Source organism: Nitrosomonas sp. Nm132, from assembly GCF_900100485.1.
In the GTDB taxonomy this organism is placed as follows: Bacteria; Pseudomonadota; Gammaproteobacteria; order Burkholderiales; family Nitrosomonadaceae; genus Nitrosomonas.
Map to the genome: position 1 here is coordinate 20,763 of NZ_FNDH01000032.1, position 11,462 is coordinate 32,224.

Annotated in this window: 9 protein-coding genes; 2 read left to right on the plus strand and 7 right to left on the minus strand. The window is 47.2% G+C overall.

What is annotated here, in order from left to right; genetic code table 11:
* Positions 1-9: 9 nt before the first annotated feature.
* Complete coding sequence (gene aroC, locus BLP80_RS10900; RefSeq protein WP_090543162.1) at positions 10-1,182, minus strand: chorismate synthase; 1,173 nt, start codon at positions 1,180-1,182, stop codon at positions 10-12.
* Positions 1,183-1,382: 200 nt separating this feature from the next.
* Here aroC and hemF point away from each other — a divergent pair, with 200 nt between their 5' ends.
* Positions 1,383-2,279, plus strand: a complete 897-nt coding sequence (gene hemF / locus BLP80_RS10905) for an oxygen-dependent coproporphyrinogen oxidase (RefSeq protein ID WP_090543164.1) — start codon at positions 1,383-1,385, stop codon at positions 2,277-2,279.
* 255 nt (positions 2,280-2,534) lie between these two features.
* Here the strand turns inward: hemF and rsmA are convergent, their stop codons facing one another.
* The 4 genes from rsmA to BLP80_RS10925 are packed head-to-tail and all read right to left on the minus strand — an operon-like array spanning position 2,535 to position 8,045.
* A complete protein-coding gene (gene rsmA, locus BLP80_RS10910; protein WP_176754347.1) occupies positions 2,535-3,308 on the minus strand; it encodes a 16S rRNA (adenine(1518)-N(6)/adenine(1519)-N(6))-dimethyltransferase RsmA in 774 nt (257 codons plus the stop codon).
* 54 nt (positions 3,309-3,362) lie between these two features.
* Positions 3,363-4,403 carry a 4-hydroxythreonine-4-phosphate dehydrogenase PdxA gene (pdxA, locus tag BLP80_RS10915; protein ID WP_090543168.1) on the minus strand — a complete coding sequence of 347 codons (1,041 nt, stop codon included), beginning with the start codon at positions 4,401-4,403 and terminating at the stop codon, positions 3,363-3,365.
* Positions 4,369-5,733, minus strand: a complete 1,365-nt coding sequence (locus tag BLP80_RS10920) for a peptidylprolyl isomerase (RefSeq protein ID WP_256325054.1) — start codon at positions 5,731-5,733, stop codon at positions 4,369-4,371. The genes pdxA and BLP80_RS10920 overlap by 35 nt, the downstream gene beginning before the upstream one ends.
* A gap of 41 nt (positions 5,734-5,774) precedes the next feature.
* On the minus strand, positions 5,775-8,045 hold the full coding sequence (locus BLP80_RS10925; RefSeq protein ID WP_256325055.1) for an LPS-assembly protein LptD: 2,271 nt from the start codon (positions 8,043-8,045) through the stop codon (positions 5,775-5,777).
* Between the two features lie 273 nt (positions 8,046-8,318).
* Here BLP80_RS10925 and BLP80_RS10930 point away from each other — a divergent pair, with 273 nt between their 5' ends.
* Complete coding sequence (locus tag BLP80_RS10930) at positions 8,319-10,301, plus strand: DNA repair helicase YoaA (protein WP_090543172.1); 1,983 nt, start codon at positions 8,319-8,321, stop codon at positions 10,299-10,301.
* Here BLP80_RS10930 and BLP80_RS10935 read toward each other — a convergent pair.
* Both BLP80_RS10935 and BLP80_RS10940 read right to left on the minus strand, forming a co-directional pair.
* Positions 10,293-10,889 (minus strand): SRPBCC family protein, encoded by a 597-nt coding sequence (locus tag BLP80_RS10935; RefSeq protein WP_256325056.1) that lies wholly within the window; start codon positions 10,887-10,889, stop codon positions 10,293-10,295. The two genes, BLP80_RS10930 and BLP80_RS10935, sit on opposite strands and share 9 nt — an antisense overlap.
* A gap of 15 nt (positions 10,890-10,904) precedes the next feature.
* The gene (locus tag BLP80_RS10940; protein ID WP_218120434.1) at positions 10,905-11,357 is read right to left on the minus strand and encodes a transposase; all 453 of its coding nucleotides are present in this window, start codon (positions 11,355-11,357) and stop codon (positions 10,905-10,907) included.
* Between the last annotated feature and the right edge of the window lie 105 nt (positions 11,358-11,462).

Genomic DNA, 11,462 nt, shown 5'->3' on the forward strand with positions numbered 1-11,462 from the left:
CGAATTTGGTCAGGCTTCCTCAGGTTCCGGATCATCGGCCAATGGCGGTCTTGACTCTGATGAAGAAGTTATCGTGATCTTGCTTCCGATCGCTCCTGGGATGCGGGGTGTTTCGCATACCACATCAGCATTTTGTGCGCGATGACGCAGGGCATGGTCCATCAGCACCAATGCCAGCATAGCTTCGACGATAGGTGTCGCGCGTATGCCGACACAAGGATCATGCCTGCCATGGGTTTCAACAATCGCTGGATGACCTGCCTTGTCGATGGATCTTCTCTCCAGGCGTATGCTCGATGTCGGCTTGATCGCCACATTGACAGTAATGGGTTGACCCGTAGAAATGCCACCTAGAATGCCGCCAGCGTTATTGCTCAAAAACCCCTCAGGGGTCATCTCATCCGAATGCTCTGTTCCCTTTTGACTGACACTGGCAAATCCCGCCCCAATCTCCACACCTTTAACAGCGTTAATGCTCATCATGGCATAAGCGATTTCTGCATCCAGCCGATCATATACGGGCTCTCCCCAACCCACTGGCACTCCCTCGGCGACGACGCTAATTTTTGCACCCACTGAATCGCCGGATTTGCGCAGGCGATCCATGAAGTCTTCAAGCTCAGAGACGATACTGTTATCCGCAGCAAAAAATGGATTCTGGTTCACATCATCCCACTGTTTGAATGGCATGATGACAGATCCCAGCTGCGCCATATAGCCTCGAATGATGATGCCATAGGTTTCATGCAGCCATTTCCTGGCGATAGCCGCCGCTGCAACCCGTACCGCAGTTTCACGCGCGGAAGCACGTCCGCCACCACGATAATCGCGAATACCATATTTTTGCCAATAAGTATAATCGGCATGTCCGGGGCGAAATACATCCATGATTTTGCTGTAATCCTTGCTGCGCTGATCTTCGTTGCGAATCAACAAGGCGATGGGTGTACCCGTCGTTTTACCTTCAAATACACCCGAAAGAATCTCGACGCTGTCGGCTTCACGCCGCTGCGTAACATGGCGCGAGGTTCCCGGTTTGCGCCGATCCAGTTCTCGTTGAATATCTTCTTCTGATAAGGCCATTCCCGGCGGGCATCCATCTACTACGCAACCAATCGCCGGGCCATGCGATTCACCAAACGATGTGACACAAAAAAGTTTTCCAAACGTATTACCAGACATTCTATTTTTTCTCGTTATATCAGTAGCTCAAGTCTAACATATGCCGATACGGATTTTCTCACTGTGGTTCGCCAGAGAACATTTTCAAACATGTGATTGTGACCGAATTTCTTTCCTAGCCGTGTGCCTATAGGTAGAATGATACCTACGATTAAAAGTCATTATCTAATTGATGTTACTGAGCTGAAAAAGGAGCAATCATGAATACAGCGGAAGTCAAAGCGTTTCTCACTGATTTACAAAAAAGAATCGTTGCAGGATTAGAGCAGGTAGATGGCAAGCCTTTCCTGCATGACGCCTGGGAACGCCCGGAAGGAGGCGGTGGACTTAGCTGCGTGATTGAAGAGGGTAATATATTTGAGCGAGGGGGAGTTAATTTTTCTCATGTCCATGGTAGTGGTTTACCTGCCTCAGCCACTGCCGCGCGACCTGAATTAGCCGGTCGTTCATTTGAAGCCGCTGGCGTATCACTGGTCTTGCATCCTCGTAATCCTTATGCCCCCACTGTGCATATGAATATCCGTTTTTTTGAAGCCAAAAAAGAAGGTTCAGAGTCTGTTTGGTGGTTTGGTGGCGGGATGGATTTGACACCCTATTATGGCTTTGAAGAAGATGCTATTCATTTTCACCAAACCTGTAAAAGCGCGCTCCAACCTTTTGGTGATGACTACTATCCTCGCTTCAAAAAATGGTGTGATGAGTATTTCTACTTAAAACACCGCAAGGAGCCACGCGGTATTGGCGGTATTTTTTTCGATGATCTCAATCAACCCGATTTCGCAACTTGTTTTAACTTAATGCAAAGTGTAGGAGATCATTTTATATCCGCATATGTTCCGATTCTGGAAAGACGTCTCAATACACCGTATGGGGAACGTGAGCGTGACTTCCAGGCTTATCGTCGCGGACGCTATGTCGAATTCAATCTGGTTTGGGATCGGGGAACGCTTTTTGGCTTGCAAACAGGCGGACGCACCGAATCTATCCTGATGTCACTGCCGCCGATCGTCAAATGGCGGTATAACTGGACACCTTCAGCAGGCAGTGCAGAAGCTGCGCTCTACTCTGATTTTCTGATTGGCAAGGATTGGGTGTAGTTTAGTTATTATCTAAGAATTATCACTGAGCGCCATAGAAACTAGCCCTCACAAGAATAACTTTGGGCCTGTCTGACTGCAAAAGGACTTTACAAGTGGTTGGGTTTTATCGAAAAGTCATATTACATGGCTGCCTGTTCTTGCATCTATCCATTCATGAACAACCGTCATAGGTGCAGTACGAACCTCGCATGTTCCGCCTTTACCAAGATTGCTCACAGCTAAGCGCTCTATGCATGAAACCAACATTGACTGTCATTTCATTCCTTTTACATAATTGGCGATAGCCGCAAATTGCTCCACGGATAAATTCTCTGCCCGCAAACCGGAATCCAAGCCTAACCCATCAAAATCAGCGGGCCTCAGATAATCACGCAAGGTATTACGCAATGTTTTGCGTCGCTGCGAGAAAGCGGCTGATACAACTTTGGCAAATAATGGTTCCTCCTCAACAGGAACGATAGGTTGCATCAGCGGAAGCATGCGCACAATGGCTGACTGTACTTTTGGGATAGGACGGAACGATTCTGCCGGAACCGTCAGGATTTGTTCCATCTCAAAACGATTCTGCAGCATGACCGACAAGCGCCCATAATCTGGAGTGGAGGGGATAGCCACCATGCGCTCGACGACTTCCTTCTGCAACATGAAATGCATGTCGAGAATATGAGAGCAGAATTGATTGAGGTGAAACAGAAGGGGCGTAGAAATATTGTAAGGCAAGTTACCAATGATGCGTAATGAGCTGCCCAATTGAGAAAAGTCGAACTTCAGTGCATCTGCTGAATGGATGGTTAATTCGTCTTCAGTAAATTCCCGGCGCAATCGCTCAACGATATCCCGGTCAACTTCTATGACTTCAAGATGATCCAGCATTTGCAGCAATGGACGCGTCAATGCGCCTAATCCAGGACCGATCTCAACAAGCCGATCTCCCCTCGACGGTCGGATGGCTTGAATGATTTCAGCAATAATCTGGAAATCAACCAGAAAATTCTGACCAAAACGCTTGCGAGGAATATGCTTCACTATCTAATCAATAAGGAGGCTTAAGTTGATCTAACGGGGGTGGCTTATGGAATCTCAGGATTGCTGCGAAGCATGCTGCTTTTGGGCCAGCGCGATTGCCAATTCTATGGCCGCTCGTAAACTGCCTGGATTAGCCTGTCCTGTTCCCACCAAATCAATGGCGGTGCCATGGTCCACCGACGTTCGAATAATCGGAAGCCCCAACGTAACATTGACCCCCGTCCCGAAACTTGCATACTTGAGCACAGACAGTCCTTGATCATGATACATGGCAAGAATACAATCATACTCCTTCAATCGTGCTGGATTGAACAACGTATCAGCCGGCAAGGGCCCAAGCAAATTCATGCCTTCAGCACGAAGTTTGTTCAGTACCGGAATGATGACATCGATCTCTTCACGCCCCATATGACCAGACTCCCCCGCATGAGGATTGAGTCCTGCAACGACAATACAGGGATTATGGATAAAAAAGCGGTCAACCAACTCATGGTGGATAATGCGTAATTTTTGTTCCAGCCTGTCAGCCGTAATCGCCGCAGCAACCTCTTTCAATGGCAAGTGCGTGGTAGCAAGCGTTACGCGCATGCTACCGCCCACCAACATCATGACCACCTGACTGCGCGTCATTTCTGCCAGGTATTCGGTATGCCCCGTAAAAGGTATGCCCGCTTCGGTGATGATTCCTTTGTGAACAGGAGCCGTCACCATGGCATCAAACATTCCATTTTGACATCCTTGCACCGCATATTGCAGCGTTCTAAGTACATAGCTCGCATTCGCCGAATCGAGTTTACCGGGAGAAACCGGTACGTTGACCGGTGTATGCGCGATTTGCAGACTACCAGGTTCATGCTCACTGAAATAAGCAGCGGGCCTCTCAATTATTTCCAGGGGCAACCGTAACAATGCTGCGCGCTGTTGCAACATGTCACGATCAGCAATGACCACGAGTCGACAAGATAAAGCTTCCTGCGCAATTTGAACACACAAATCGGGACCAATACCCGCTGGCTCGCCAGCCGTCAATGCAAGGATGGGCATGTATTTCAACTCAAGGCTACCGCTGAGTATCTTCAGACCGGTATTCCACATAAACCTGATCGCGTAGCTGCTGCAACCATTCCTGCATTACCATTTCAGCCTTCCGTGCGTGGATCGCCTTACGTGCAGTTTGGCGCTGCTGCTGCTCACTCACATCTTGTGATCGGCGCTCGATTACCTGAATCAAGTGCCAACCAAACTGGGTTCTTACAGGTGTGCTAATTTGGCCAGGTAAAAGCGCATCCATGGCTTGTTCAAACTCACGAACAGTATCACCGGGAGAAAGCCATCCGAGATCACCCTCCGATGAGGCGCTGGCATCTTCAGAATAAGCCTTCGCCGTTTCTGCAAAATTAGCCCCTTTATCAATGCGATCTTTGATCTGCAAAATCATACGATGGGCATCATCTTCTGATATCAGCTCGCTGATTTTAATAAGAATATGCCGGGCGTGCGTTTGATTGATGATGACCACAGGGGTTTCTTGCGGGCGTCGACCCAGTAACTTGAGAATATGAAAGCCTACAGGACTCTGAATGAGGGGTGTCACTTCACCGGGTTGCATGGTAACCAACATTTCAGCAAAAGTAGGCCCCATTTGCATGATAGGCCGCCATCCGAGATCTCCACCCTGCATGGCATTGGGCGCATCAGAAAATTCTGCTGAAACTTGTGCAAATTCAACACCCTCTTGCAATTTTCTCAAAGCAGCTTCAGCACGTTGATGTTTTGCTTCAACCTGAGTTGCATCCATTTGTTCTAGGATCTGAACCAGAATATGTGCCACATGATATTCATCATTACCGATCGATGAGGTTTCCTGGGTACGTAGAAAATTGTCTATTTCACCTTCTGTCACATTGATACGACTGCTTACTTCCCGTTCCTTTAATCGCGTCACTATGATTTCATTGTGTATCTCATCCCGAAATTGACTCAAACCGATGCCATCCTGTTGGAGCGCGGCATAGAATTCTCCCATCGATAGATTATTCTCCTTGGCGATATTGCGAATCGTTTTGTCAAGCTCAGTATCGCTAACGGATATGCCCAGCTCCTTCGCACGCTGCAACTGTATCCGCGTAAGAATAAGACGTTCCAATAATTGTTTCTCCAACGCGTCCGAAGGTGGAAGTTGTACTCTCTGTTTCTGCAGCTGTCTGGTGGTATTCTGAATCACATCATTGAGTTCATTGCGGGTAATGATTTCCTCATTAACGACAGCAACAATATGATCGACTGGAATCACCTGATTGGGAGCAACGGTCTGTTCTGCAATGGCTTTTCCCGCCACTGCCATGATGGTTAGCATCAACACAATTTGACAAGAAAATCCTGTCTTATTAATGAGATAGTTAGCTATCTCGATTATATTCTTCACAATACCCACTTATTCCGATTATTTGTATTAATCTAATTTGCTTACTGCTCGCTTGTTCGCGCATAGCCCGGAATTCCCTGCCGTAACACTCGTATCGGATTATTCCCCATTCGCATCAAGCCGTTTAACTCAAGTTGGACAAAAAATGCGGTAGAAGTTTTCTCCGTTGCCGTAATAAATCGGTTAAGCACCATGCGCAATGACCAGCAGCATGAATTGTATTCCAATCCTACCAGTCCAGCCAAAAGCTTATCATCCTTCAACGAATAGTTAATACTTGCCATTCCTTGCCAATTTTTCAGGAATGGCCATTGAGTTGATGCGTCCACCTGCTCCAGACCCACTCCTGGCGGTAGGAAAAATGGATTGGTTTGTACCAAACCAGGTATCCCCCGGGTATAACGATAGCCAATATTGAACACCTTGCCTGGCTGTGGGTGATAGCTTACGCCAGTACGAATTTTTTCTGTGCGGAATTCACTTTCATCAAGCTGAACACTCGTATCAGTCGTAATCACAGGCGTAATACGTCCTGAAATAGCCGCAATAAAATCTGATTTATTACTGGTGGTTTGTTGTGTACTTAGCACTACGTTCCGGTCTGCAAAACGTATCCGCTGACCTGCTGCTAGCCGTAATCGCTCATTACCTGTTGTTGATTCAATGAGACGAGAAGTTAAAGCAAACGTAATTTCATTGGCATCATTGATCCGGTCATGGCCACTGAACCGGTTCTCAGTAAAAATCTGTGCGAAGCTGAAATCCATCTCGGCTGATTCAAAATTGGGAAAAACAAGACCATCCTGATTCCGGAAGGGAACATAGAGATAGTAAACACGTGGCTCGAGCGTTTGCACAAATTTTTCATTCCTGAACATCGTATCCCGTTCAAATACAATGCCACTATCGAGACTGAATATCGGTACGGTACGATCGAGATTGGTATCTCCCTTTGCGCTCACCGGCTCATTCAAATTATATCGGGTGTGATGCAAACTTACCTTGGGTTTGATATAACCAAACGACGTTTGCAAAGGCACGCTGACACTGGGGAACAGCACCAAGCGCAACCCATCGGCCAAGCTTAATTTTTGTCCATCTGGCAAGCGTTGGCTTTCGAAATAAAAGTTCGTCCAGATACTGGTAAAATCAAGATCAATTCCATAGATATTCCGTTGGGACGCTGTCAAGGAGAACTGGGGTAAACGCTTGTAAGGAGGTGTAATGAGGTTCCTGGGATCCTGAAGCGTTTGGAAATTCTGAACGAGCGTAGTAAAGTTTATCGCGTTATTATGACCCAAACTACCGTTATAAGAGGTAACTACCTGCTGCAACAGGTTGGTTCTGGATGTAAGGGCAACGTTATTGCCCAGATCACGGAAAAAGTCACGATCAGAAACCAGATTGTAGTCAACATTACCCGTCCAGCCTCTACCCAGATACTGAGTATGGTTCAAGAACAAACCATAGCGAGTATCATTGGTTATCAGATCATCAGGCAATATATCGAACATCGCGTGCCCACCCAGTGTCTCACCCATATAGCGGAATTCGTTATTGAGCATGATGCCGCGCTTGCTCATGGCTCGCGGTGTGATCGTTGCATCGTAGTTAGGCGCGATGTTCCAGTAAAAAGGCAACGATACCTCCACGCCACTTCTCGCCGTATTCCCCATAATGGGTGCAAGAAGGCCTGTTTTTCGTTTTCCGCTATAGGAAAAATTCAACCATGGCGAATAGAGAATGGGAACATTCTTGAATGAAACACTGACATGACGCGCAGTCGCTATTTGCTCCTCATGATCGATTTCCAGGTCTTCTGCTCGTATGAACCAATCATCGTTTCCGACCGGACAAGTCGTATAGTTCCCCTTTTTTATCCGATAATGATCTTCTCCTTCAAATAAAAACAAATTCCCGTCTCCACGCCCACCTCCTTCTTTTAAATAATAACTGGGCTGATGCAGTTCCCCGGTTTTACTTTCCAGATTGAACCTGAGATGCGTTCCTTCCACCACATCTTTTTCTCGTTCAAGATGTACCTTATCCTCAATTACGGCATCTTGAGTAGTAGGAAAATACTTCATATGCTCGGCTGATATTACCTGATCGCCGCGCCGCAACTTGGCCTTTCCTGTAGCTTCTACTTCTCGTTGAGGATAACCTTCTATTTGGTCTGCCTCAATGTACACTGGCTGCTCATTTTTCGGTTGATTAGGCTGTTCAGCTGCGATTGCGACAGCAGATGAACCAATTAAAATGAAAAAAACGAAAATTTGAATAAAAAAATTGTTCATTACGCGTATAGTCATCCTGAAAATCTTTTTTCAGGTGATGGTTGCTATAATCAGGTTTTCACCCTACCGATATGATAGGAATGATATAAAAGTGAGATAAAAACTATCATTTCATATTACGAGCACTGAGCGAAAGTTCTCAATTCAATTTCAACAAATAAAAGCAATCAACCCGTTCAATATCGATTCTCAGGATCTGCTTAAAGTATGCAGAATTAAATTAAACCAATTTGCTCTACCTACCACTCATTCCATGAAGGCGTTATTTTAGCTGACAAAAATTTTTCCATGTCTGATCTTGCTACTATTTTTTCTGAGGATGGCCTGCTGGCCCATACCATACCGGGCTATCGTGCCCGTACCCAGCAATTGCAAATGGCGCAGGCCATAGCAGATACGATTGCGCATCATGGTGTGCTCGTAGCAGAAGCCGGTACTGGCACTGGAAAAACATTTGCTTATTTGGTGCCCGCTCTACTCATGGGTGGCAAAGTAATTCTCTCCACTGGCACTAAAACATTGCAAGATCAGCTATTTAACCGGGATATTCCGACCGTACGCGCAGCCCTGAAAACCCCGGTTACGGTTGCGCTGCTGAAAGGCCGTGCCAATTATATCTGTCATTATCATCTGGAAAGAACATTACAATCCGATCGTCTCAGTTTCGCATCCCGTGATGAAACCAAATATCTAGGACTGATCGAACGCTATGCCCATACCAGTCGGCATGGGGATAAAAGCGGGCTCAGCAAAGTTCCGGAGAATGGGGCCATATGGCAGCATGTAACTTCCACTCGCGATAACTGCCTCGGCTCAGAATGTCCGAATTACAAGCAATGCTTTGTCATGGAGGCGCGCAAACGCGCGCTCTCAGCCGATATTGTCGTGGTCAATCATCATTTATTCTTTGCTGATGTGATGTTACGCGATGAAGGACTATCCGAGTTGCTACCTGCCTGCAATACAGTCATCTTTGATGAAGCGCATCAGCTACCGGAAGTCGCCAGCCTGTTTTTTGGCGAATCAGTCAGCACCAGTCGGTTGTTGGAACTCGCCCGCGATACCGAGACTGAAGCATTGCTCAATGCCAAGGACTTCGTTCCGCTCCCCGAAGCAGTGGCTGCCATGGAAAAAGCAACCCGTGATTTACGTTTAACCATTGCTGGAGAAAACTCCCGCCTGCCATCCACCACAGTGATGCAAAATCCTGGCTTCAAGGATACATTAACCATTCTGCAGGAAAAACTCACGCAACTCGTCAGCCTACTTGAAAATCAGGCGGTTCGCTCACAAGGGCTGGAGAACTGCTGGCACCGCGCTACTGCCATTCTTGCCAGCATCAAACGCTGGTGCGAGCAAATCGAAGACGAAGGCTATGTTCGCTGGGTGGAGACGTTCAGTCATGCCTTGCAGCTCAATGCCACCCCTTTGTCTATCGCTGAAATATTCAATAAACAGTTAAATGCTTCGCCGCGCGCCTGGATATTTACCTCGGCAACCCTAGCAGTCAAAAACGATTTCTCCCATTACAACCAGGCGATGGGATTAGCAACTGCCCAATCAATCAGCTGGAGCAGCCCATTTGATTTTTCTCAGCAGGCACTGCTGTATGTTCCCACCCACCTCCCTAATCCCAATGACCGCAGCTATACCGAATGTATGGTCAAGGCCGCGCTGCCGGTATTGCGAGCCAGTCACGGGCGTGCATTCTTTTTATGTACCAGCTTGCGCGCCATGCAGCAGGTCTATGAGCTATTACAAGCAACGTTTGAACAGGAACGACTTGATTTCCCATTATTACTGCAAGGCCAGGGATCACGCACCACCATGCTGGAGCGTTTTCGCGAGCTGGGCAATGCCATCCTCATCGGCAGCCAATCCTTCTGGGAAGGCGTTGATGTGCGGGGTGAAACGCTCTCATTGGTCATCATCGACAAATTACCATTTGCCTCGCCGGATGATCCAGTACTGTCAGCGCGTATCGAAAAAATCAATAAAGAAGGCCGCAATGCCTTCATGGAATATCAATTGCCTCGCGCCATCATCAACCTGAAGCAAGGTGCCGGACGCCTCATCCGAGATGAGAATGACCGGGGAGTGCTGATGATTTGTGATCCGCGTCTGATTACCCAATCCTATGGCAAGCGCATCTGGCAAAGCCTGCCACCTATGAAACGTACCCGGAATCTAGCTGACGTAGAAAACTTTTTTGCTGAAAACAAGCAGCAATGTCTTAATAACGCCATTCACACTGAGCGTCATTCACATTGAGTGTGTCGAAGTGTGAACGGACTCCAATCTGGCATTCAACAAGCGCGCCATCCCCTCTGCACCTTGCCGCATCACCTGATGATGATTCCAACTGAACACAGGCCGTCCAATCGGGGCAATGAAATTCATCCACAGTCGATTGGTACGTACCCGCCACTCGTAGCGCACCACAGTCATAGCGCCCTCATAAGAAAAATTCCACCGCCCGATTCCAATCACTTCACCGCTGGCTTGCCCTTCTATTAGGGTAAGCGGCACAACACGCGTCACACGCATATCGAAAGTAAACTGGTAAGGAATTCGTCCCCTCCAGGTAAAGCGATGCACACTCTCTACTCCATCCGCATCACCAGGAAAAAGCTTTTCCACCTTCTCAACCCCTCTCCACCATTTGGGCCAATCCAAGCAATCGGAAATAACATCGTACACCTGGGATAAAGGCGCACCAATGCGCCATTCAGTAACAAAATTAAATTCTGCCACCATCACCTTATTGATCAAAAAAAAACCCATGGGAAACTCTGAATTGATTTGATATTCCGACATCTCAACCACCTCAATGAGATTGCCATCTGCTTTGTAACTCATCACCTTAAATGTGAATTAAGAGCTAACTCGTAAAAAATTCCAGAAAAACAGAGCCGCAGCCAGCTTTCCAAATACATGCACCATAAGCCCTTTATAAGAACGAACTTGACTCACACATTCAATGCCTGTCTTTTCTTCAATCCAGGCAAATAATGCTTCAATCGGTTGCCGAATGCGAGAAACCGCTGTAGACAACCATTGATCCTGTGGTTCCAGATAGTGTTGCCCTTTTTGTTTTTTAACCGGTGTCAAGACGGTCAGATTCTGAGCTTGTCTGACCTCTTCGGCGTCGGGCCGTTGATAAGCTTTATCACCATACAGTTCGTTGTTGTGCAATTGTGGCCGAATCTGATCAAATATCTTGCCATCATGCTCGCTGGCGCCGGTGACACCAATGTACTCAGGGATCGGCAATGAGCCTGGTTGGCTGCGTCCTATGATATGGATCCGCACACCATAATAGTACAACTTCAGACCACCTGATCCCGACGATTTTAAGATGACCCCAATTTAAAGATCAGACGAAGTCCAGATCGAGGAAAGAAGGTTTCAGTAGCATTGAACTCCTCGCAA